We start from the raw sequence: 20,376 nt of genomic DNA on the forward strand, positions 1-20,376 counted from the left end.
TCTAAAAGGGTCCTTCTCCCGAACAGACGGATATGACAGCAGACGCCGACGACGTCGTCGAACACCGACCGCTGATCGTGGCCGGGTCCGGCATCGCCGGGCTCTCGGCGGCGATCTACGCCGGGCGCTCGAACAACGACCCCCTCGTCTTCGAGGGCGACGAGCCCGGCGGCCAGCTCACGCTCACGACCGAGGTCGACAACTACCCAGGCTTCCCGGAGGGCATCTCGGGGCCGGAGCTCGTCCAGAACATGAAGGAGCAGGCCCAGCGCTTCGGCGCCGAGATCAAGAACGGCATCATCGCGAATGTCGACGCCGACGAGCGGCCGTTCACCGTCGAACTCGAAAACGGTGACGTCTACACGGCTGACGCGGTCATCGCCGCCTCGGGCGCCTCCGCGCGGACCCTCGGCGTCCCCGGCGAGGACGAGCTGATGGGCTACGGCCTCTCGACGTGTGCGACCTGCGACGGCGCGTTCTTCCGCGACGAGAAGATCCTCGTCGTCGGCGGCGGCGACGCCGCGATGGAGGAGGCGAACTTCCTGACCAAGTTCGCCTCGACGGTCTATCTCGTCCACCGCCGCGAGGAGTTCCGCGCCGAGGACTACTGGATCGAGCGCGTCGAAGAGAAGGTCGACGAGGGCGAGATCGAGATTATGCGGAACACCGAGCTGACCGAGATCCACGGGAGCCGCGAGGAGGGCGTCGACCACGTCACCCTCGTCGAGCACCCCGAGGGCCACCCCAAGGAGAAGCTCGACGACCCCGAGACCGAGGAGTTCGACTTCGACGTCGGGGCGGTGTTCTACGCCATCGGCCACACGCCGAACACGGGCTACCTCGAAGGCACGGGCGTCGAACTCGACGACGACGGCTACCTCAAGGCGAAGGGCGGCGAGGGCGGCGGCCAGACCGCCACCGACGTCCCCGGCATCTTCGGCGCGGGCGACGTCGTCGACTACCACTACCAGCAGGCCGCCACGGCCGGCGGGATGGGCGTCAAGGCCGCCCTCGACGCCGACGACTACCTCGAAGAACTGGACCGAGGGGCGAAGGCGGAGGTGGGCGGCGAGGTCGCGGCCGCCGAGAGCGACGACTGATTCACCTTTTCGGGCGTTCCCGGCCGCGCTCCGTGCGGTTCGGTTCGTGACGCGGGCCGGTCGACCGTCACGCTGAATGGCAGTCCCCCGCTGTGGCCGCTATGCGACTTGTACACGCGGCGCTGTGGGTCTCTGATCTCGATCGCTCCCTGGCGTTCTACGAGGCGCTCGGGATGGAGGCGGGCTTGTCCGACACGATGGACGGCGTCGAGAAGGTCTACGTCGGCGATGGCGAGGGGTCGCTCCAACTCAAGCACGACCCCGACTGCGAGCGCGAGATCGCGCCGGACCGCACCGCCGTCGATCATGTCTCCTTCTCCGTCGAAGACCTCGATGCGACCGTCGACGCGGCGGTCGAAGCGGGCGGGTCGATCGTGAGCGCGCCGACCCACGTCGCGGAGGCCGACTCCGCGTTCGCGTTCGTCGCGGACCCGGACGGTCACACCCTCGAATTCATCGAGGGCCTGTGAGCGTGCAGCCCAATTGGAGTTATCAGAAGAAAGAACGACAGTCAGTATGAGCGTGTTATTCTGTACCGCGACGGCCAGTAGATAGTTAATTGAGCCCTGACAGCGGGAGATACGATGACTCAGATCGCGGAGTCCGGTCAACACGACGACGCTCGATACGAAATCAGAACTGATACCGGCGACAACGTGCTCTACCTTCGGTTCAGCGGATCCCTCACCGCCGACGAGATGCGGGTCGCCGCCGAGGAGACGGTCGCCGCGGCCGAACGGCTCGACGACGGCTTCGGCATCATCAACGACATCTCGACGTTCACGCCGCCGTCGCCCGACGCGGCAGAGCCGATCAAGGAGGCCCAGGTCGAACTCAAGCGGATGGGCGCCGGCGACGTCGTCCGGGTGGTCGCAGACGAGACGAGCGCCGTCACGGAGAACGCGTTCCAGCGGCGCTCGCGGCAGGCCGGCTACGCCGGCAAGACCGCGAGCTCGCGCGCCGAGGCCGAACGGAAGCTCGACGTCTGATCACCGGAGACGGCAGCGGACGCCGGAGAACGGAACCCCTTAGCCGCGGGACGTGTTTGTCTCCGATGTGTCTCGCTCCCGCCGTTTCGGATCGACGCTGGCCCGCACGCTGGCCGACGCGGGCGTCATCCAGGAGCCGCACTTCCACGCGACCGTCCACCTGGCGTGGCCGCGGGTCGTCACCGGCTTCGCGATTATGTCCAAGCGGACGGTCGACCTCGCGCTCGTCGGCCTGGTGCTCGGGCCGACGGCCGTCGCCGGGCTGACGCTCGCCAACGCCTTCTGGATGGTCGCGAAGTTCCTCGCGATCGGCCTCGCGGGCGGGACCGTCTCGCTCGTCTCCCAGAACTACGGCGGCGGCGACGAGGCCCGCGCGACCGCCGTCGTCCGGATGAGCGTCCTCCTCTCGGTGATCGTCGGGATTCCGGTGGTGGCGTTCTTCGGGCTCGCCGCAGAGCCGCTCGTCGCGCTGCTCGGCGGCGACGCGGCCAGTATCGGCTACGGCGCGACCTACCTCGCGGTCGTCGCCCCCGGGCTGTTCTTCGAGTACCTGAACCTGATCGCCAGCCGGACCTACGCGGGCGTCGGCGACACCGTCACCCCCATGGCGATCCGGGCCGGCGGCGCCGTCGCCAACATCGCGCTGTCGGCGACGTTCGTCCTCGGCCTCGATATGGGCGTCGCGGGCGCGGCGCTCGGCACCGCGCTGGCGACGGCGCTCGTGACGGTCGTCTTCGCGTGGGGGATGACCGGCCGCTCGTACGTCCGCGGGCGCGGCGCCAGCCCCGTTCCGCTCGCGCTCTCGCGGCCGCTCTTCGACCGCGACCTCCTCGGGCAGATCGCCGAGGTCTCGACGCCGCTCGTGGCCCGCCGGGCCGCCCAGGGGCTTGTCGTCTTCCCGCTTCTCGCGATCGCGGCGACGTTCGGCCCCGTCGCGGTCGCGGCCATCGGCGTCGGCCGCCAGGTGCGGTCGCTCCTCGGGAGCTTCACCTGGGGCTTTTCGATCGCGGCCTCGACGCTCGTCGGCCAGGAGTTGGGCGCGGGCGAGGAGGGCGAAGCCGAGGCGTACGGCTGGGGGATCATCCGCCTCTCGCTTCTTGTCTACGTCGTCGCCGCCGCCGCGGTCGTCGTCTTCGCGGACCCGATCGCCGGCATCTTCGTCGACGAGCCCGCCCATCGGGCGCTGTCGGCGCTGTTCGTCCGCGTCGCGGCCGTCAGCGTGATCGCGCTCGGCATCGACGGCTCGGTCACGGGCGCGCTCCGCGGCGCGGGCGACACCCGCGTTCCGTTCCTCTCGGCGCTCGCCGGCCTCTACGCGGTCGCGCTTCCCGCGGCGTGGCTCGGCACGGTCGTCCCGGCGCTCGGCATCGGCGGCCTGCTCGTCGCGCTCCTGGCCGAAAAGGCGGTCCCGATGGCGGTGAACCTCTGGCGGTTCCGCACGAACCGCTGGAAGGCCGTCAGCCGGGGGTACCGGCCGGATCCGAGCGACTGATAGTGATTACTCTCACTGTGTACCGCCGAACGCGACGCCCGGTGACGGCGCTCGGCGGGAAGAGACGAGAGTAATCACTATGACACCGGCTCTCGAACGGTCGCCGCCGTATCCGTCGCGCCCAATTCCCACAGACCCTTATGTGGAGCCGCCCCAGATAGGCTATGGTCGACACCGAGACCTACACCATCGAGGCACCGAACGGCGACACCGAGGAGATCGAACTGCCGGCGGGACTCGCGGACGTCTTCACAGAGCAGGGCGAGTCGACGACGGCCGTCGTCGGCGACCTCCTCGTCCAGTCGTTCGCCCAGCAGGCCCACGCCGTGGTCCACCACAGCCAGGGCGAGACGCCCGCCGACCTGGAGGCGCTCAACGGGAAGATGGAAGAGCTCTTCGAGGAGCGCTTCGGCGTCTCGCTCGACGAGGCGATGGGCCACAGTCACTGAGTACCGTCTGCTCTGCGGTCAGACGAACAACAGCGGGATCATCGCGAGCACGCCCGCGGCGACGCCCGCAGACAGTTCGCGCCGGCCGCCGCCCGGGAGTCCGGCGCCGGCTTCGAGCGCCTCCGGGATGAACTCCGTGAGAACGAGATAGATCATCGCTCCCGCGGCGAAGCCGAAGCCCGCCGGCAGGAACTCCCGGGCGACGCGGACGAAGTAGAACGCGAGCACCGCGCCGATCGGCTGCGGCAGGCTGGAGAACACGGACCACCAGACGAGCTTCCAGTCGGCGACGCCCATCGTGCGGAGCGGGATCGAGATGGCGAGGCCCTCGGGAACGTTGTGGATCGAGATGGCGATCGTCATAAAGATCGCGAGCAGCGGGACGACGAAGCCGAAGAGCCGAGTCCCCCCCGCCAGCCCCAGGTCGGCGAAGGAGACGCCGACGGCGACGCCCTCGGGGAACGAGTGGACCGTCAGGACCCCGAGGATGAGAACCAGCTTCTTGAAGTCGGCCTCCTCGTACTGCCGCGGGTCGACCTCCGCGGCCTCGATGACGTCGTGAGCGACGTAGACCAGTGCGACGCCGGCGAGGAGGCCGGCCCCCAGGAGGAGCAGCACGCGGTCGGGAATCGGGTCGATGGCGAGGCCCGACAGCGACACGCGGACGTACGCGCCCAGGGCTTCCAGCACGAGGCCGAACACCGACGCCGAGAGCATAATCCCCGAGGCGATCCCCCACAGGGCGACGTTCCAGCGGTCGCTCACCTCCGAGACGAAGAAGAAGGGGACCGCGCCCAGACCCGTGGCGAGGGCGGTGACGAACCCCGCGACGAAGACGAACGCGAACGCGGCCAACTCGACCATACCGGAGGTACGCCGCCGACGGGCATAAATATTTCATATTTCTGATCTTTTTTGGCACGCCTAAAACGCTCCCCCGTTTCGACGCGCCGAAACCGCACGCGCTATCGTATCGAGATCAGAACACTTTCGTCGGTCCGCGCCGAGCGCTCCCACGATGGACGACGCTCAGCGACGCGTCGCCGACTTCCTCGCGGCGGCGGACCTGCACGCGCACCCGGCGTACCGACTGCTCGATCTGACCGCCGAGGTCGGCGAACTGGCCGCCGACGCGACCGCTTCGAGCGACTACGGCGCCGACCCCGAGTCGCTGTCGGTGAACCGCGACGAGCTCGGGGACGCGCTCTTCGCCCTGCTGGCGCTCGCGGACGAACTCGACGTCGACGCCGGGGCCGCCCTGGACGAGTCGCTGGCGAAGTACGAGGCGCGGATCGACGAGACGGGAGCGCCCGGCTCCGGATCGGGACACGAGTCCGGCTCGGAGTCGGATCCCGGCGCGTGACCGTCCCGGCGGGACCGCCCCGCGATCGGCCGCGGGTCGAAGCGCTCTTGCGAGTCGCTCTCGACGTCAGCGTATGCACGACCGCGCAGTCGACTTCCGCGAGCGGGTCCGCGACCGCCACGGGCTCGACGTCGAAGTCGAGACCTTCCCCGAGGGGACGAAGACCGCCGAAGACGCCGCCGCCGCAGTCGGGTGCGACGTCGGCCAGATCGCCAGCAGCCTGATGTTCGACGCCGACGGCGACCTCGTCGTCGTGGTGACGAGCGGCGCCAACCGCGTTGACGAATCGAGGCTCGCCTCCAGGCTCGGCGCGTCGGCGGCATCGATGGCCGACCCCGAGACGATCCGGGAGGTCGTCGGCTGGTCGATCGGCGGCGTCCCGCCGCTGTGTCACGACGCCGACCTCCCCGTCTACCTTGACGATTCCCTCCTCGCCTACGACACGGTCTGGGCGGCCGCGGGCGCGCCGACGGCCGTCTTCCCGATCGCGCCGTCCGATCTGGAGGCGCTCGCCGGGGCGACGGTCGTCGAGGTCTGACGCGCGAACCCGACGACGCCATTCGCAACTCAGGGCGCGAACTCGACGTCCGTGAACTCGAACCGGGCGCCCGATCCGACCTCGCTCTCGACCGCCCGGACGTCCCACCCGTGGGCCTCGGCGATCCAGCGCACGATCGCCAGCCCGTAGCCGGTGCCGTCGGCGGCCGTCGAGAAGCCGAGGTCGAACACCTTCTCGCGCTTGTCGGCCGGGATCCCCGGCCCGTCGTCTTCGAGGTAGAAGCCGTCGTCGAGGACGCCCACGCGGACGGTCAGGTCGGGCCTGTCGGGGTCGGTCCCGTGGTCGATGGCGTTGCGAAAGAGGTTCTCGAAGAGGCTGCGGAGCCGGTCCGGGTCGGCCAGTATCGTGGCGTCGCCCTCGGTCTCCAGTGCCGCCTCGCGGGTGTCGACGATCGTCCAGCACTGGCCGACGAGCTCCGAGAGGATCACCGGCTCCGTCTCGCCGACGTGGCGCCCCTGCTTTGCGAGTTCGAGAGTCTCCTCGACGATGGTCCGCATCCGGTCGACGGCGTCCCCGATCGCATCGAGGTGCGGCGAGTCGCAGTCCTCACGCGCGATTTCGAGGTTCCCCTCGACGATGTTCAGGGGGTTCCGGAGGTCGTGGGCGACGACGCCCGCGAACTCCTCCAAGCGGTCGTTCTGCCGCTCGAGCTGTCGTTCGTACGCCTTCCGCTTGCCGATGCGGCGGAGGGAGACGATCGCGCCGATCCGGGCCCCGTCGTCGTAGATCGGCGTCACGCGGGCCTCGGAGGGGAGCCGACGCGGCACGGGCGCGCCCTCGGGGTGGTGCATCGACAGCTCGACGCGCTCTTCCTCGGCGTCGCCCGCGAGGACCGCCTCGACGGCCGCCCGGAGCTCCTCGAATCCGGATTCGATGATCTCGCAGAACCGCGCGTAGTCGTCGCCTACGACTTCCGATTCGCTGAACTCGCCGATGTCGCAGAAGCGCTGATTGGCGAACGCGATAGTCCCGTCGGCGTCGATGGCGATCGTCGGCTCCATCTGATTGCGGGAGACGACTTCGAGGTCGATGTCCCCCTCGCCACGGGCCATAGCTCCTGTACAGGAACGCAGTACGTAAAAGGTTATAGTAGCGTTTGCAAGACTTCACTCACTCGATCGCACGCCGTCGTGCAATCGGATGTGTAACCAGTTGCAAACGCCACTATAGTATCTGCCCCTTAATCTGACGTCTCCGAAGAGACAGATGCTCGGGTCGAGATCGACGTACGGCGGGGCAGTCGTAGAGATACGCCGGCTGGGATATATACCGGCCAGCAGTAAACTCGGAATCGAGTAGTCGGTGGCGGGATTTAAGCGGAGCCACCGAGTAGGTCCGGACGATGGGAGAGTTATCCGAGTTGTTCGCGCCCGAGCGCATCGCCGTGGTCGGCGCGACGGACCGCGACGGCTCCGTCGGACGGGCGATTATGGAGAACCTCCTCGATTCGTTCGCCGGCGAGGTCGTCCCCGTGAACCCCAAGCGCGAGTCGGTCTTCGACCGGCCCGCGCGCGACGGCGTGGGCGAGACCGACGCCGATCTCGCCGTGATCGTGGTCCCGCCCGACGTCGCCGTCGAGTCGGTCCGCGAGGCCGGCGAAGCGGGGATCGGAAACGTCGTCGTCATCACCGCCGGCTTCGGCGAGACCGGCAGCGAGGGCGCGGCGCGCGAACGCGAACTGAAGGACGTCGCCGAGGCCTACGACCTGAATCTGGTCGGCCCCAACAGCCTCGGGATTATGTCGACGCCGGTCGGGATGAACGCCACGTTCGGCCCCGAGGACGCCGACGCGGGCCGGATGTCGTTCATGAGTCAGTCGGGGGCGTTCATCACCGCGGTGCTGGACTGGGCGAACGAACAGGGCATCGGCTTCAAGGACGTCGTCTCGCTGGGCAACAAGGCCGTCCTCGACGAGTCGGACTTCGTGGACGCGTGGGGCACAGACCCCGATACCGACGTCATCATCGGCTATCTGGAGGGGATCGACGACGGTCAGCGGTTCATCCGCTCGGCCCGCGAGGTGACCCAGGACACCCCGATCGTGCTCGTGAAGTCCGGCCGGACCGACGCCGGCGCGCAGGCGGCCTCCAGCCACACCGGGACCATCGCGGGCTCCGACGAGGCCTACGAGGCCGGCCTCGAACAGGCGGGCGTCATCCGCGCCGAGACGGTCCAGGAGCTGTTCGACGCCGCGCGCGTCCTGGAGAGCCAGCCCGTCCCCGAGCGCGACGGCGTCGCCGTGATCACGAACGCCGGCGGTCCGGGCGTGATGACCACCGACGCCATCGGCGACTCGCGGCTCTCGATGGCGACATTCGCCGACGACACCCTGGAGGCCTTCCGCGAGGCGCTCCCCGCCGGCGGCAACGTCTACAACCCCGTCGACGTCGTCGGCGACGCCGACAACGAGCGCTTCCGGGACGCCGTCGACGTGGCACTCGGCGACGAGAACGTCGGGAGCGTGATCGTTCTCGCGTGTCCGACGGCCGTCCTCGATTACGAGCAGTTGGCCCGCGACACGGTCGCGCTCCAAGAAGAACACGAAAAGCCCGTCGCGGCCTGCTTTATGGGCGGCGCGCGGGTCGAGGCGGCCGAGGCGCCGCTCGCGGAGGCCGGGATCCCGAACTACTTCGATCCCGCCCGCGCGGTCGACGGGCTCGACGCGCTCTCGCGCTTCCGCGACATCTCCGAGCGGGAGTACGACGAGCCGACGGCCTTCGACGTCGACCGCGAGCGCGCCCGCGAGATCCTCTCCTCCGTGGAGGACCGCGCAGACACCCGCCTCGGCGTCGAAGCGATGGACCTCCTCGACGCCTACGGCATCCAGACGCCCGACGGCGACATCGTCGACGCGCCCGCCGACGCGCTGGAGGTCGCCGAGGGGATCGACGGCGACGTCGTGATGAAGATCGTCAGCCCGGACATCCTCCACAAGTCCGACATCGGCGGCGTCAAGGTCGGCGTCCCCCACGAGGAGGTCTACGACGCCTACGAGGACCTGGTCTCGCGCGCGCGGAACTACCAGCCCGACGCGACGATCATCGGCGTCCAGGTCCAGGAGATGGTCGACCTCGACGACGGCGTCGAGACCATCGTCGGGATGAACCGCGACCCGCAGTTCGGCCCGCTCCTGCTCTTCGGCCTCGGCGGCATCTTCGTCGAGACGCTCGAAGACACGACCTTCCGCGTCGCGCCCGTCTCCGAGGCCGAGGCCGAGACGATGACCGAAGAGATCGACGCCGCGCCGCTCCTCCGGGGTGCGCGCGGCCGCGACCCCGTCGACGTCGCGGGCGTCGCCGAGACGATCCAGCGGCTCTCACAGCTCGCCACCGACTTCCCCGCGATCTTGGAACTGGACATCAACCCCCTCGTCGCCACGCCCGACGGGGTGAAAGCCGTCGACGTGCGGCTCACCGTCGACCCCGAGGAGCTCTGATCACCGATGCACGAACACACCCTACTCGTCACCTCGACCGCAGAAAGCACCGGCAAGACCGCAATCACCCTCGCGCTCGGCCGCCTGGCACAGGCGCGCGAGAAGCGCGTCGGCTACATGAAGCCGAAGGGGACCCGGCTCCAGTCGAACGTCGGCAAGACCCTCGACGAGGACCCGATGCTCGCGCGGGAGCTCCTGGGACTCGACAGCGAGATGCACCAGATGGAGCCGATCGTCTACTCGCCGACGTTCATCGACGGCGCGATCCGGGGACAGGAAGACCCCGACGAACTCGGCGCCATCGTCGAAGAGCGCTACGCGGAGCTGGCCGCCGACGCCGACCTGATGCTCGTCGAGGGCGGCGGCAGCTGGACCACCGGCGGCATCGTCGACCTGACCGACCCCGAGGTCGCCGACCGGCTCGACGCCGAGGTCCTGCTCGTCGCGGAGTACGAGCAGCCCGGCGACCTCGACGACGTCCTCGCGGCCGCGGACGCCTTCGGCGACCGCCTCGCGGGCGTGCTGTTCAACCGCGTGGCCGACGCCGCCTTCGACGAACTCGAACAGGAGGGCGTCCCGTTCCTCGAAGGCCGGGGCGTCCCCGTCGTCGGCGTCGTCTCCCGCGAGCGGGAACTCGCGGGCGTGACCGTCGACGCGCTGGCGGCAGAACTCGGCGCCGACGACCTCGTCTCCGGCGACCGCGACGCCTACGTCGAGCGGTTCCTCGTGGGCGCGATGGGCGGCGACGCCGCGCTGCGGTACTTCCGCCGGACGAAGAACGCCGCGGTCATCACCGGCGGCGACCGCTCGGAGATCGTCACCGCCGCGCTCGAAGCCCCGGGCGTCAACGCGATCATCCTCACCGGCGGCCACCGCCCGACGCCCGCCGTGCTCGGCAAGGCCGAGGAGAAGGGCGTGCCCGTGATGCTCGTCACCGGCGACACGCTGTCGGTCGTGGACCGCGCGGAGGCCGTCGTCAACACCGGCCGCGCCCGCGACGCCGAGACGATCGATCGGATGAGCGAACTCCTCAACGACCACGCGGACGTCGAGTCGCTCATCGGCGGGACCGGAAACGAACCCGACACGGAGGGCGACGCCGGGGACGACGCGGGCGCGTAGCCGTCGACGGGCTCGAATCTCGCTCCCTTCGCCGATTCTGTATCACCGAGTGTGAATCGATAGACCGCGGCGCCTACCCCGCCAAAACTGCCCTCTCGCGTCGGTCAGAACCCCGATACCGACGCCGCGTAACAGGTCATTAACTAATACCGTAGCGTCAGACATTGGGGTATGGACTTCGACTGGCCGACGTACTTCGAGTGTGCCGCCTGCGACGCTGAAATCCCGGCCGATGCGGTCCAGTACGACGATCTGGGCTACCCAGAGTGTCCGGAGTGCGGTGCGCGCACCGGACCGCTCGCGCGTCTCGAAGCCGTCGAGACGGTCGAGCGCGGGCTGGCGGACTGAGGTCCCGTCCGACGCCGGCCCGCAGTCGATCCACGATCGATCCGCGAGTCGGACCGACGCTTCCGTCCACCGATCCGGAAGATACAGGCCCGCGACCCGCGAGGAGTGACTATGGACTGGTCGCGCACGCGCGAGGAGGCGGGGTTCGTCGAGTGGACGCGCACGGACGGGTACGTGACGATCCGGCGGCGACGTCGCCCCGACGGGGACTGGGTGGTCCGACTCGATCGGCTCTATCAGGCCCCGGAAGGCAGCGCCTACCGCCGGGAACGCGTCGACGGCGAGGAAAGGGCCGAAGCGCTCGTCGAGACGTGGAAAACGGAAGCCGATCCCGACGCGGATGCCGACCCGCGGGACTGACGGCGTCGGTCGCTACTCCTGGAGGCGCTGGGTGGTCTCGATCAGCGGATGTCTGCCGTAGTCGGCGATCTCGATGTCGCCGATCGACGAGAGGCCCTCCTTGTCGGCGGTGCGTTGCATCCCGAGTTCGACCTTCTCGTCGAGGACGATGACCGAGGCGTCCATCTCCTCGATCCCCAGTTTGTAGGCGGCCATCACCCGGTGGTGACCGTCGGCCAGCAGCAGGTCGCCGCCGTTGTCGATGACGACGAGCGGCTCCGCGAGCCCGCGTTCGAGCTCGTACTGGCGGCCTTCGAGTTCGTCGGCGTAGACGCGGGCCTGCGTCGGCGTGAGGTCGTCGAGCCTGACCGTGCGCGAGTCCTGGTGGACCGTGATCTCGTGGATCTGTTCGAGGGTCCGCATCAGTTTGCCGACCTTCTCGGGGGTGGCGCGCTCGATCTGCGAGCGGACGACGTCCGTGTTCGAGATGATCCCGACGAGGTTGTCGGCGTCGTCGACGACGGGCAGCTTCTGGATCCCCGAGCGCAGCATCACGCGCGCGGCGTCGATCATATCCATCTCCGGGTCGGCGACGATGATGTCCTCTGTCATCACCGTGAATATGGGGTCCTCGTCGCCGACCAAGAGCAGGTCCCTGGCGGTGACAAAGCCCTCGACTTTCCGTCCCTCCGAGACGGGAAACCCGTTGTGACCCTCCGTCTCCTTGATCCGACGGGCGACGTCGGCGACGGTGTCGGACGGCGAGACCGTCTGTACCTCGCGCGTCATATACTCCTTTACCTGCGGTCTCCCGCTCATCGTGAGTCGATATGCGGCGCCCGGGCAAAAGCGTCCCGACCGTGGGGAAAATAACAGTGAACAGCGCGGCCGAACGGGCGTCGGCTCACTCCGAGTCGTCCCGGTCCCACGTCCCGAAGGGATACTCCGCGGACCAGCCGGCGTCGTCCTCGCCGATCCCCAGGAGCGTCGTCGCGTCGGCTAGGGTCTCGAACAGGCGACTCGCGATCACGTCTGTGACGATCCGTTCGAGATCCGCCGCCGAGTCCCCGTCGCTCTCGGCGAGGATCCCGAGCGGGACCTGCGCGCCGGCCATGTCCGCGTGCCCGCCCGCGCTGCCGATGGCATCGAACGCGTCCCGGAGCGTCTCGCCGAGGTCGACGTCGGTCCCGCGGGCGCGCCCCGAGACGTAGACGGTGCCGTCCTTGAAGCCGTAGATGACGGCGATCCGGATCCCCTCCATGTTCAGCAGGCGATCGGCCGCCTGCGCGAGGGCGTCCCGGTCGGAGATCGCGCCGACGTTCGACGCGAGGGCGTCGCCGCGGACGTCGCGGTTGCGGATCGCCCGCGCCAGCGTCTCCAGCACCGCGGAGGTCATACTCGGCGACTCGACGCGGTCCAAAAGCGAGAGGTTCGCGTGCGAGAGGAGCCACGCGGCCGCGCCGAAGTCGGCCGGCGAGACCTCCCGCGAGAAGTCGTTTGTGTCGACCCGGATGCCGAAGAGGAGTGCGGTCGCCAGCGACTCGTCGGGGTCGATCCCCGCCCGTCTGAGGTAGTCCGTCACGAGGGTACTCGTCGCGCCGATATCGTGTCTGAGGTCGACGAATTGCGCCTCGACGGGGGCCCGCGGCGGATGGTGATCGACGACGACGTCGACGGTCGTGTCCTCGGGGAGGCCGTCGTTGACGCCGGGGCGGGAGTGGTCGACGAGCGCGACGCCGGCGTACTCATCGAGTTCCGAGCCGGATTCCAGTTCGACGAGGTCCAATCCGAGGAGGTTCACGAGCGCGCGGTTCTCCTGGTGGGAGATGTCGCCGAAGTAGCACGCGTCGGCGGGGACGTCGAGCGTCGCGGCGATCCGCGCCACCGCGAGCGCGCTCGCGATGGCGTCGGGGTCGGGGTTGTCGTGCATCACGACCGCCAGCCGGCCGTCGATCCGACGCAGCGTCGCGAACAGGCGCTGCAGTTGTTCGGCGCCGGGGCCGACCGCCAGCTCCTGCACGCGGTCGACGAGCGTCTCCCGCACGTCGACGACGCGGTCGGCGGCGGCATCGAGGCGGTCTCGCGTGGTCGGGTCCGCCGACGTGCTCGCCAGGCCGACGATCTGCGCGTCGGGGTACGCCGCCCGCGCCCGCTCGGCCGCTTCGGCGTTCGCGGCGTCGTCGTCGCTGGCGACGTAGACGAGGTCTGCTCGCGAGGGCAGCGCGTCGTCGTCGATATTGGTGTGCTCGACTGACACACCGCTCCCGACGCCGTCCGGGACTGTCTCGTTCTCGCCAGCGACGATCGTCAACTCCCCGGGCCAGGAGGCGAGGCGCTCGACGGTCTCGCGTGCGATCGATCCGCACCCGAGGACCAGCCGCCGTTGCATACGCGGACGTCCGGACGCGGGCGCTAAAAACACCCCACCTTTTTGCTGACTCGGGTGCGCCTCCGGCGCACCGCTCGTTGCAAAAAGCTGGACCAACAAACGTCCGACTCGCCGCCTTCGGCGACGTCGTCGGTGAACCGCTCGCTCCGCTCGCGGATCCATTTTAGACAAATAATTTACACATTTCGCGGGGACGCTCCGTATGCCTCTCCTCAAACGACGTCAGCTCCTCAGTGTGGGTGCTACTCTCGGCTCGACAGCAATCCCGTTCTGGTGAAGAGGGTGGCAGATACGGCTCCCGTCCATTCGCAGACTGGGCGTACACGAAGGGTGCGTCAGTAAGCGCGAGCGCAGTATCGGATCGTCTTCGAGAGCGAGTCTCCGCAGAAGATGCGCTCTCTGTTGGGACATCGTCACAACCCAGTGACTGCCGTCGTGTGATGATCAGATTAGGGACGACCACGAACAGAAGTGGGGACGTACTCACAGAGCTGTCGGTCTCACAACCGTCCGTTGTTGATGTGACGCCCTCAAGTGTCACAGCTACGGTTCTCCTCGCCCATCAAGAAGCCGTCAAAACCTACCCGGTCTATGTGACGCAATTGACTCGGCAACAAGTGTAGTGCGATATCCCTGCCAAGGCTATTCAGAAAATCACCCCAGCAACGGCAGTAAGGAAAAGAACAGCGTATGTCAGCAAATAGACGAACTTACAAATTGGACGCTTTTTCGTCCGGATTTTTGCAAGGGAGCGGTCGCGCGAAGCGCGACCCGACGCAGCAAAAAGGTGGGTTCTAGAACAGCGCCGCAGCGACCGACTGCGCGGTCTCGATGACCGGCCCGAAGCCGGGCAGCAGGAGCAGCGTCCCGACCCCGGCGAACAGAACCGCGGCGTAGAGGCCGACCGGACGGCTTCCGATCTCGAAGTCGCCCGCCGGCTCTTCGATCCACATCGCCTTCACGACGCGGCTGTAGTAGAACAGCGACAGCGCGCTGTTGATCGCGCCGACGGCGGCGAGCCACCAGAACCCGGCCTCGATGGCCGAATAGAAGAGGGCGTACTTCGAGAGGAAGCCGCCGAACGGCGGCAGACCCGCGAGGCTGAACATAAACACCGTCATCGCCACGGCGGCGACCGGTGCGGCCGACGCGAGGCCGTTGTAGTCCTCGAACGTGCGGCCGACGCCCCAGTGTTCGACCAGGGCGATGAACAGGAACGCGCCCGTGTTCATGAAGCCGTAGACGAGCAGGTGGGCCATCGACGCCCCCAGGACGTCACCGTTGGGGCCGCCCGCCGACAGCGCCGCCAAGCCGATGAGCGCGTAGCCCGCGTGTCCGATCGAGGAGTACGCGAGCATCCGCTTTACCTTCTCCTGGGTGGCCGCGGCGAAGTTCCCGAGCGTCATCGTGACGACCGCGAGCACCTGGAACGCGAGCACCCAGTCGACGCCCGCCGGGATCGCTCCCAGCGGGAAGGCCTCGACGAAGACGCGGAACGCGACCGCGAAGCCGGCGGCCTTCGACGCCGACGAGAGGAAGCCCGAGACCGGCGCGGGCGCGCCCTCGTAGGCCTCCGGCGCCCAGAAGTGGAACGGCACGGAGGCGGTCTTGAACGCGAACCCGCCGACGATCATCAGGACGCCGATGCCGAGGACCCCGACCATCTCCGAGCCCTCGACCGCGCTCGCGACGTCGCCGAAGATCATCGAGCCGGAGGTGGCGTACACCAGGCTGATCCCGAAGGCGAACACGGCCGACGACACCGCCCCGATCAGGAAGTACTTGAGTCCGGCCTCGACGCTCCCCTTGTCCTCCTTGAGGTACGCGACGAGCGCGTAGGAGGGGATCGACGCGAGCTCCAGGCTCACGAACGCGGTCGCGAGCGAGTTCGCCGTCGCCATCAGGGTCATCCCCGTGGCGGCGAACAGCACGAGGGCGTAGAACTCCGCCCGGTGGCGCTGCTCGCGGAGGTAGTCGTAAGAGGCGACGACCACCATCGCGGTGACGATCGTGAAGATGAGCGTGAAGAACAGGCTCATCCCGTCGACGACCAGGGCGTCACCGTACAGCGTGATCTCGCCGCCGGTCCGCGTCTGGCCGGTGCCGGCGACGAGGAACCACGCCGTGACGCCGAAGGCCAGCAGCGAACCGACCGCCGAGGTGACGGCCAGGACCGTGTTGCTGGTCTCGTCGGGCCACAGCATATCGATGCCGAGCAGGACCAGCCCGGTCACGCCGAGCAGGATCGTGGGCGCGAGCGCGGACCACATCGGGGTGCCCGCGTCCGCGGACTGGAGGAGGAGCGACATCACAGCCCACCTCCCTGCAGGATCGGATTAACAGCGTCTTGGATCATCCCGAAGAAGAGGTCGGGGGCGACCCCGAGGACGATGACCAAGAGCAGGAGGACGGCCAGCGGCGCGACGTCGTGGGTCGGCGCCTCCGTGATCTCGTACTCGCCGTCGAAGCTGAACGGGCCGAACAGCGTCCGCTGCATCGCGAAGAGCAGGTAGCCCGCGACGATCACGATGCCGAACATCGCCGCCCCGGTGAAGAGCGGCATCGCCGAGTGGACCGTGGAGGCGAACGAGCCCTTGAAGATGAAGAACTCGCCCGCGAAGCCGGCCATCAGCGGCAGGCCCATATAGCCGAACGCGCCGGCGACGAAGATGCCGGCGGTGACCGGCATGCGGTCGGCGATACCGGACATATCGCCCACCATCCGCGTGTGGGTCGTGTTGTAGATCACGCCGACCGCCATGAACATCAGCCCCGAGATGAGGCCGTGGGCGATCATCTGGAACGTCGCGCCGCCGACCCCGTAGGTCGTGTACGCGACGAGCCCGAGGATGACGTAGCCCATCGAGGACACAGACGAGTAGGCGACGATGCGCTTGAGGTCCTGCTGGGCGAGCGCGAGCAGCGCGCCGTAGATCACGCTGATCACGGCGATCCCCGCGATGGGGACGACGAGCGCGGTCGCGACGTCGGGCATCATCGTGAAGTTGAACCGGAGCAGGGCGTAGGTCCCCATCTTCAGGAGGACGCCCGCCAGCATCACGGACACCGGCGTCGGCGCCTCGACGTGGGCGTCCGGCAGCCAGGTGTGCAGCGGCGCGACGGGCACCTTCACCGCGAAGCCGAGGAACATCGCCACGAAGGCGACCGTCTTCAGCGTCGCGGCGTTCAGCCCCGCGAAGCCGCCGAGTTCGCCGGCCCGAAGCGCCTGGGCGATCTCCGGCAGCCGCATCGACGACACCGAGTCGCCGAGGCCGAAGACCAGGGCGATGAACCCGATGAACATCACGAGCGACGCGATGTTCGTGTACACGAAGAACTTGATCGCGGCGTAGCGGCGATTGGGACCGCCCCAGACGCCGATGAGGAAGTACATCGGGACCAGCACGGCCTCCCAGAAGACGAACCACGCGAAGAAGTCCAAGGCGGTGAACACGCCGAGGAGGTTCGCCTCCATGAAGAGCATCAGCCCGTAGAACTGGGACTGGCGCTCGGAGATCGGCGTCCACGCGCTGACGATCGCGAGCGTCGAGAGGATCGTCGTGAGGACCAAGAGCGGGAGGCTGATGCCGTCGACCCCCACGAACCAGTGGAGGTCGAGGCCGCCGAGGGTCAGCCAGACGAAATCGGTCTCGAACGCGATCGAGCCGCCCAGCAGGGCGTTGCCGCTCGCGTCGTACTGTGCCCACATCCAGAGGCTCCCGAGGACCGGGAGCACGCTGAGTGCCGCCGCGAGTCGACCGGCGTACTCGTCGGGGGCGACGAACACGACCAGCGCGGCGAGGAACGTGACAGCGATGAGCGCTTCAATGATCATACGAACCACCCTCCGAAGATCCCGAAGGCGACGAGCAGTGCCGTCAGGCCGAGCGTGAGGAGCGCCGCGTAGTTACTCACCACGCCCGTCTGGACGCGACGGATGCGACTCCCCGAGAACAGGCTGACGCTGGAGACGCCGTTGACGACGCCGTCGACGACGCCGCCGTCGAACTTGTTTGCGACGCGCGCGACCGGACGCGTGACGCCGTTCGCCAGCCAGACCTGGTACTCGTCCTGGTAGTAGTTGTTGTACAGCAGCGACTTGATGCGCCCGAGCCGGTCGGTGTACCGGATCGGCTCGGGGACGTCGTACAGGAGGTACGCGACGCCGGAGCCCGCCAACGCGAGCCCGAGCGAGACGGCGCCCGGAATGAGCGGACTCAGGTGGACGCCCTCGGCGCCGTAGCCCGCGAAGTCGTGCAGCAGCGTCGAGTAGTGCTCGACGGTCACGCCCTCGATGCCGTGTTCGAGCCACTTGTGCAGGTACTCGATGTGGAGTCCCGTCAGCTCGGCGACCGGCGTCATGTTCACGAAGCCGGCGACCGCGGCCAGGATGCCGAGCACGACGAGCGGGCCCTTGACGTTCCAGCGGACCCCGTGGGGGTCGCGGGCCGTCCGGGTTCGCGGCTTGCCGTGGAAGGTGAGAAACACCATCCGGAACGTGTAGAAGCCGGTGAAGAACACGGCCAGGAGTCCCATCGCGTACGCGCCGAGCAGGATCGGGTTCCCGTCGAGGCCGTGAAGCAGCGTCTCGTAGAGGACCTCGTCCTTCGACCAGAAGCCGGCGAACGGGAAGATGCCGGCCAGCGCCAGCGACCCCGAGAGGAAGGTGTAGTAGGTCACGGGCATCTTGTCCTTCAGACCGCCCATGTCCCACATATTCTCGTTGTGGTGCATCGCGATGATCACCGAACCCGCACCCAGGAAGAGCAGCGCCTTGAAGAAGGCGTGCGTCATCAGGTGGAAGGTCGCGGCGACGTAGCCGCCGCCGCCGAGGGCGAGCATCATATAGCCGTACTGCGAGATCGTCGAGTACGCGAGCACCTGCTTGATCTCGCGCTTGACGACGCCCATCGTCGCGGCGAAGAGCGCGGTGAAGCCGCCGATGAACGCGATGATCGCCAGGGCGTTCGGCGACAGCGCGTAGAAGCCGTACATCCGCGCGACGAGGTAGACCCCGGCGGCCACCATCGTCGCGGCGTGGATGAGCGCCGAGACCGGCGTCGGGCCTTCCATCGCGTCCGGCAGCCAGGTGTGCAGCGGGAACTGTGCGGACTTACCGATCACGCCGCCCAGGACGAGCAGGCCGACGATCGTGAACCACGTCTGCGGCGCGAAGCCGAACGTGTTGACCGCGGGCGCGCCGCCCCGGAGCGCCGACTCGGCGAGCGCCGGGAACGAGCCCCGTCCGGCGAACTCCGCCGTGCTGAACGTCGCGAAGACCGCGACGACGCCGACGAGGAAGAAGTAGTCGCCGAAACGGGTCACGAGAAACGCCTTCTTGGCCGCGCTTGGCGGCCCCGGCTCCCGGAAGTGGAAGCCGATGAGCAGGTACGAGCAGAGCCCGACCAGCTCGAAGAACATGAACGCCATCAGCAGATTGTCCGCGACGACGAAGCCGAGCATCGACGCCGTGAACAGGCCGAGGCCGGCGTAGTACCGCGGGAGGCCGGTCTCGCCCTCGTCGTTCATATAGCCGAGGCTGAAGACGTGGACCAGGAAGGCGATGAGCGTCACGATGAGCAGCATCATCGCCGACAGCGGGTCGATCAGGAGCCCGAAGCTCAGGTCGACCGCGTTGATGCCGTCGGCCCACACGTAGATCGTTTGCTCGTACGTCCGTCCCCCGGACACCGTCAGGAACGTCGCGGCGGCCAGGAGGAGAGAGCCGGCCGTCGCGGCGATCCCGGCGAGCGCGCCGCCCTTCGGCAGGCGGTCGCCCACCGCGAGCGCGACGAGGAACGAGACGAACGGCAACAACACGATCGCGGGTGCGAAGTCGAATATTCCTGCCATCTTACCACCTCATCGTTGTCGCTTTGGTGACGTCGACGTCGTCGAAGTCGCGGTACAGGACCAGGATGATTCCGACGCCCACCGCGACCTCGGCGGCGGCGATCGCCATCAGGAACAGCCCGAACGTCTGCCCCGTGAGGTTCCCCCAGACGTAGGAGAACGCGACGAGGTTGATGTTCGCGGCGTTCAACATCAGTTCGACCGACATCAGGAACAACAGCGCGTTGCGGCGCGTCAGGATCCCGAACAGGCCGATACAGAAGACGGCCGCCGAGAGCAGCAGGTAGTACTGCGGCGGGACCATCAGTCGTCCACCTCCTCGCCGTCGCTGTCGGTCGTGAGCGTCTCACGCAGCCGCCGACCGCCGTCCGTGAGGACCGTCATCGTCCGGTCGCCGGACTCGCGACGCGCGAGCATCACAGCGCCGACGAGCGCGGCCACGAGCAGGATGTCGATGGTCTCGAACGCGATGAGGAAGCTCTCGGCCGCGACGTCGCCGAGGTCCAGATTGAACATCGCATACCCGATGCTGGCGGTGATGTTCGCGTCCTCGGCGAACCCCTGCGGAGCGGGGAGGGTCGCCGAGAGGAACGCGGCGCCCATCACGACGAACAGCGCCGCAGCCGCGAGACCGGGAACCAGATGCGATCCGAGTTTCAGTTCCGGCTTCGTTGTCATGTGCTACTCACCTCCGGTTCTGCACGCGTCAGCATCACGGCGAACGTGATGAGGATGAGAACCCCGCCCACGTAGACGAGGATCTGCATCGCGGCCAGAAATTCGGCCTGCAACATCACGTAATGCACCGCGACGCTCAAGAGCGCGCCCCCGAGCAGGAGTGCGGAGTGCCAGACGTCCCGCACGAGGACGACGCCCAGGCTGCAGCCCACAGTCACGAGGGCGAACAGCGCGAACGCGATGGTCTCATAAACCATTG

The 20,376-nt window shown here is 68.1% G+C and carries 21 protein-coding genes; 11 read left to right on the plus strand and 10 right to left on the minus strand.

Annotation, left to right across the window (positions count from 1 at the left end; translation table 11 throughout):
* Positions 1–32: 32 nt before the first annotated feature.
* The 5 genes from ACQUQ0_RS11505 (at position 33) to ACQUQ0_RS11525 (ending at position 4,030) form a co-directional block, all read left to right on the plus strand.
* The gene (locus tag ACQUQ0_RS11505; protein ID WP_435185152.1) at positions 33–1,100 is read left to right on the plus strand and encodes an NAD(P)/FAD-dependent oxidoreductase; all 1,068 of its coding nucleotides are present in this window, start codon (positions 33–35) and stop codon (positions 1,098–1,100) included.
* A gap of 101 nt (positions 1,101–1,201) precedes the next feature.
* The gene (locus ACQUQ0_RS11510) at positions 1,202–1,570 is read left to right on the plus strand and encodes a VOC family protein (RefSeq protein WP_435185153.1); all 369 of its coding nucleotides are present in this window, start codon (positions 1,202–1,204) and stop codon (positions 1,568–1,570) included.
* A 114-nt stretch (positions 1,571–1,684) separates the two neighbouring features.
* The gene (locus tag ACQUQ0_RS11515) at positions 1,685–2,089 is read left to right on the plus strand and encodes a hypothetical protein (protein ID WP_435185154.1); all 405 of its coding nucleotides are present in this window, start codon (positions 1,685–1,687) and stop codon (positions 2,087–2,089) included.
* Positions 2,090–2,156: 67 nt separating this feature from the next.
* Entirely contained in the window at positions 2,157–3,581 is a 1,425-nt protein-coding gene (locus ACQUQ0_RS11520) for an MATE family efflux transporter (protein ID WP_435185155.1), read from the plus strand.
* Positions 3,582–3,745: 164 nt separating this feature from the next.
* Positions 3,746–4,030 carry a DUF7545 family protein gene (locus tag ACQUQ0_RS11525; protein ID WP_435185156.1) on the plus strand — a complete coding sequence of 95 codons (285 nt, stop codon included), beginning with the start codon at positions 3,746–3,748 and terminating at the stop codon, positions 4,028–4,030.
* Between the two features lie 18 nt (positions 4,031–4,048).
* Here the strand turns inward: ACQUQ0_RS11525 and ACQUQ0_RS11530 are convergent, their stop codons facing one another.
* Positions 4,049–4,894: a ZIP family metal transporter gene (locus ACQUQ0_RS11530; protein WP_435185157.1), complete on the minus strand. Its 846-nt coding sequence runs from the start codon at positions 4,892–4,894 to the stop codon at positions 4,049–4,051.
* A 154-nt stretch (positions 4,895–5,048) separates the two neighbouring features.
* Here ACQUQ0_RS11530 and ACQUQ0_RS11535 point away from each other — a divergent pair, with 154 nt between their 5' ends.
* Together ACQUQ0_RS11535 and ACQUQ0_RS11540 are read left to right on the plus strand one after the other, a co-directional pair.
* Positions 5,049–5,393 (plus strand): nucleotide pyrophosphohydrolase, encoded by a 345-nt coding sequence (locus ACQUQ0_RS11535; protein WP_435185158.1) that lies wholly within the window; start codon positions 5,049–5,051, stop codon positions 5,391–5,393.
* Positions 5,394–5,466: 73 nt separating this feature from the next.
* The gene (locus tag ACQUQ0_RS11540; RefSeq protein WP_435185159.1) at positions 5,467–5,931 is read left to right on the plus strand and encodes a YbaK/EbsC family protein; all 465 of its coding nucleotides are present in this window, start codon (positions 5,467–5,469) and stop codon (positions 5,929–5,931) included.
* Positions 5,932–5,960: 29 nt separating this feature from the next.
* On the opposite strand, the gene ACQUQ0_RS11545 is transcribed toward ACQUQ0_RS11540, so the two are convergent.
* Positions 5,961–7,004, minus strand: a complete 1,044-nt coding sequence (locus ACQUQ0_RS11545; protein WP_435185160.1) for a two-component system sensor histidine kinase NtrB — start codon at positions 7,002–7,004, stop codon at positions 5,961–5,963.
* A 290-nt stretch (positions 7,005–7,294) separates the two neighbouring features.
* Here ACQUQ0_RS11545 and ACQUQ0_RS11550 point away from each other — a divergent pair, with 290 nt between their 5' ends.
* The 4 genes from ACQUQ0_RS11550 to ACQUQ0_RS11565 all read left to right on the plus strand — a co-directional run bounded on the left by ACQUQ0_RS11550 (position 7,295) and on the right by ACQUQ0_RS11565 (position 11,218).
* Positions 7,295–9,388, plus strand: coding sequence for an acetate--CoA ligase family protein (locus tag ACQUQ0_RS11550; RefSeq protein WP_435185161.1), 2,094 nt, complete (start codon positions 7,295–7,297; stop codon positions 9,386–9,388).
* A gap of 6 nt (positions 9,389–9,394) precedes the next feature.
* On the plus strand, positions 9,395–10,510 hold the full coding sequence (locus ACQUQ0_RS11555) for a phosphotransacetylase family protein (protein ID WP_435185162.1): 1,116 nt from the start codon (positions 9,395–9,397) through the stop codon (positions 10,508–10,510).
* Between the two features lie 171 nt (positions 10,511–10,681).
* The gene (locus ACQUQ0_RS11560; protein ID WP_435185163.1) at positions 10,682–10,858 is read left to right on the plus strand and encodes a hypothetical protein; all 177 of its coding nucleotides are present in this window, start codon (positions 10,682–10,684) and stop codon (positions 10,856–10,858) included.
* 111 nt (positions 10,859–10,969) lie between these two features.
* Positions 10,970–11,218, plus strand: coding sequence for a DUF7543 family protein (locus ACQUQ0_RS11565; protein WP_435185164.1), 249 nt, complete (start codon positions 10,970–10,972; stop codon positions 11,216–11,218).
* A gap of 12 nt (positions 11,219–11,230) precedes the next feature.
* Here ACQUQ0_RS11565 and ACQUQ0_RS11570 read toward each other — a convergent pair whose 3' ends face one another.
* The 8 genes from ACQUQ0_RS11570 to ACQUQ0_RS11605 form a co-directional block, all read right to left on the minus strand.
* Entirely contained in the window at positions 11,231–12,016 is a 786-nt protein-coding gene (locus ACQUQ0_RS11570; RefSeq protein ID WP_435185165.1) for a CBS domain-containing protein, read from the minus strand.
* Positions 12,017–12,101: 85 nt separating this feature from the next.
* Positions 12,102–13,586, minus strand: a complete 1,485-nt coding sequence (locus ACQUQ0_RS11575) for a DHH family phosphoesterase (RefSeq protein ID WP_435185166.1) — start codon at positions 13,584–13,586, stop codon at positions 12,102–12,104.
* A gap of 794 nt (positions 13,587–14,380) precedes the next feature.
* Positions 14,381–15,895 (minus strand): NADH-quinone oxidoreductase subunit N, encoded by a 1,515-nt coding sequence (locus tag ACQUQ0_RS11580; RefSeq protein WP_435185167.1) that lies wholly within the window; start codon positions 15,893–15,895, stop codon positions 14,381–14,383.
* On the minus strand, positions 15,895–17,421 hold the full coding sequence (locus ACQUQ0_RS11585; RefSeq protein ID WP_435185168.1) for a complex I subunit 4 family protein: 1,527 nt from the start codon (positions 17,419–17,421) through the stop codon (positions 15,895–15,897). The genes ACQUQ0_RS11580 and ACQUQ0_RS11585 overlap by 1 nt, the downstream gene beginning before the upstream one ends.
* Complete coding sequence (gene nuoL / locus ACQUQ0_RS11590; RefSeq protein WP_435185169.1) at positions 17,418–19,439, minus strand: NADH-quinone oxidoreductase subunit L; 2,022 nt, start codon at positions 19,437–19,439, stop codon at positions 17,418–17,420. The genes ACQUQ0_RS11585 and nuoL overlap by 4 nt, the downstream gene beginning before the upstream one ends.
* Before the next feature lies 1 nt (position 19,440).
* Positions 19,441–19,743 (minus strand): NADH-quinone oxidoreductase subunit NuoK, encoded by a 303-nt coding sequence (gene nuoK, locus ACQUQ0_RS11595; RefSeq protein ID WP_435185170.1) that lies wholly within the window; start codon positions 19,741–19,743, stop codon positions 19,441–19,443.
* Positions 19,743–20,117, minus strand: a complete 375-nt coding sequence (locus ACQUQ0_RS11600; RefSeq protein WP_435185171.1) for an NADH-quinone oxidoreductase subunit J family protein — start codon at positions 20,115–20,117, stop codon at positions 19,743–19,745. Before ACQUQ0_RS11600 ends, nuoK begins: the two co-directional genes overlap by 1 nt.
* Positions 20,114–20,374, minus strand: coding sequence for an NADH-quinone oxidoreductase subunit J (locus ACQUQ0_RS11605; RefSeq protein ID WP_435185172.1), 261 nt, complete (start codon positions 20,372–20,374; stop codon positions 20,114–20,116). Before ACQUQ0_RS11605 ends, ACQUQ0_RS11600 begins: the two co-directional genes overlap by 4 nt.
* Positions 20,375–20,376: the final 2 nt, after the last annotated feature.

Origin of the sequence: Halobellus sp. EA9 (assembly GCF_051195055.1) — an archaeon.
GTDB lineage: Archaea > Halobacteriota > Halobacteria > Halobacteriales > Haloferacaceae > Haloquadratum > Haloquadratum rubicundus.

What these genes read in the sequence shown, in the direction of transcription:
- ACQUQ0_RS11525 (WP_435185156.1), top strand. Translation starts at nt 3,746, where the DNA reads ATGGTCGACACCGAGACCTACACCATCGAGGCACCGAACGGCGACACC.
- ACQUQ0_RS11510 (WP_435185153.1), top strand. Translation starts at nt 1,202, where the DNA reads ATGCGACTTGTACACGCGGCGCTGTGGGTCTCTGATCTCGATCGCTCC.
- ACQUQ0_RS11515 (WP_435185154.1), top strand. Translation starts at nt 1,685, where the DNA reads ATGACTCAGATCGCGGAGTCCGGTCAACACGACGACGCTCGATACGAA.
- ACQUQ0_RS11530 (WP_435185157.1), bottom strand. Translation starts at nt 4,894, where the DNA reads ATGGTCGAGTTGGCCGCGTTCGCGTTCGTCTTCGTCGCGGGGTTCGTC.
- ACQUQ0_RS11605 (WP_435185172.1), bottom strand. Translation starts at nt 20,374, where the DNA reads ATGGTTTATGAGACCATCGCGTTCGCGCTGTTCGCCCTCGTGACTGTG.
- ACQUQ0_RS11555 (WP_435185162.1), top strand. Translation starts at nt 9,395, where the DNA reads ATGCACGAACACACCCTACTCGTCACCTCGACCGCAGAAAGCACCGGC.
- ACQUQ0_RS11535 (WP_435185158.1), top strand. Translation starts at nt 5,049, where the DNA reads ATGGACGACGCTCAGCGACGCGTCGCCGACTTCCTCGCGGCGGCGGAC.
- ACQUQ0_RS11560 (WP_435185163.1), top strand. Translation starts at nt 10,682, where the DNA reads ATGGACTTCGACTGGCCGACGTACTTCGAGTGTGCCGCCTGCGACGCT.
- nuoK (WP_435185170.1), bottom strand. Translation starts at nt 19,743, where the DNA reads ATGGTCCCGCCGCAGTACTACCTGCTGCTCTCGGCGGCCGTCTTCTGT.
- ACQUQ0_RS11505 (WP_435185152.1), top strand. Translation starts at nt 33, where the DNA reads ATGACAGCAGACGCCGACGACGTCGTCGAACACCGACCGCTGATCGTG.
- ACQUQ0_RS11585 (WP_435185168.1), bottom strand. Translation starts at nt 17,421, where the DNA reads ATGATCATTGAAGCGCTCATCGCTGTCACGTTCCTCGCCGCGCTGGTC.
- ACQUQ0_RS11565 (WP_435185164.1), top strand. Translation starts at nt 10,970, where the DNA reads ATGGACTGGTCGCGCACGCGCGAGGAGGCGGGGTTCGTCGAGTGGACG.
- ACQUQ0_RS11580 (WP_435185167.1), bottom strand. Translation starts at nt 15,895, where the DNA reads ATGTCGCTCCTCCTCCAGTCCGCGGACGCGGGCACCCCGATGTGGTCC.
- ACQUQ0_RS11550 (WP_435185161.1), top strand. Translation starts at nt 7,295, where the DNA reads ATGGGAGAGTTATCCGAGTTGTTCGCGCCCGAGCGCATCGCCGTGGTC.
- ACQUQ0_RS11540 (WP_435185159.1), top strand. Translation starts at nt 5,467, where the DNA reads ATGCACGACCGCGCAGTCGACTTCCGCGAGCGGGTCCGCGACCGCCAC.
- ACQUQ0_RS11575 (WP_435185166.1), bottom strand. Translation starts at nt 13,586, where the DNA reads ATGCAACGGCGGCTGGTCCTCGGGTGCGGATCGATCGCACGCGAGACC.
- ACQUQ0_RS11600 (WP_435185171.1), bottom strand. Translation starts at nt 20,117, where the DNA reads ATGACAACGAAGCCGGAACTGAAACTCGGATCGCATCTGGTTCCCGGT.
- nuoL (WP_435185169.1), bottom strand. Translation starts at nt 19,439, where the DNA reads ATGGCAGGAATATTCGACTTCGCACCCGCGATCGTGTTGTTGCCGTTC.
- ACQUQ0_RS11570 (WP_435185165.1), bottom strand. Translation starts at nt 12,016, where the DNA reads ATGAGCGGGAGACCGCAGGTAAAGGAGTATATGACGCGCGAGGTACAG.
- ACQUQ0_RS11545 (WP_435185160.1), bottom strand. Translation starts at nt 7,004, where the DNA reads ATGGCCCGTGGCGAGGGGGACATCGACCTCGAAGTCGTCTCCCGCAAT.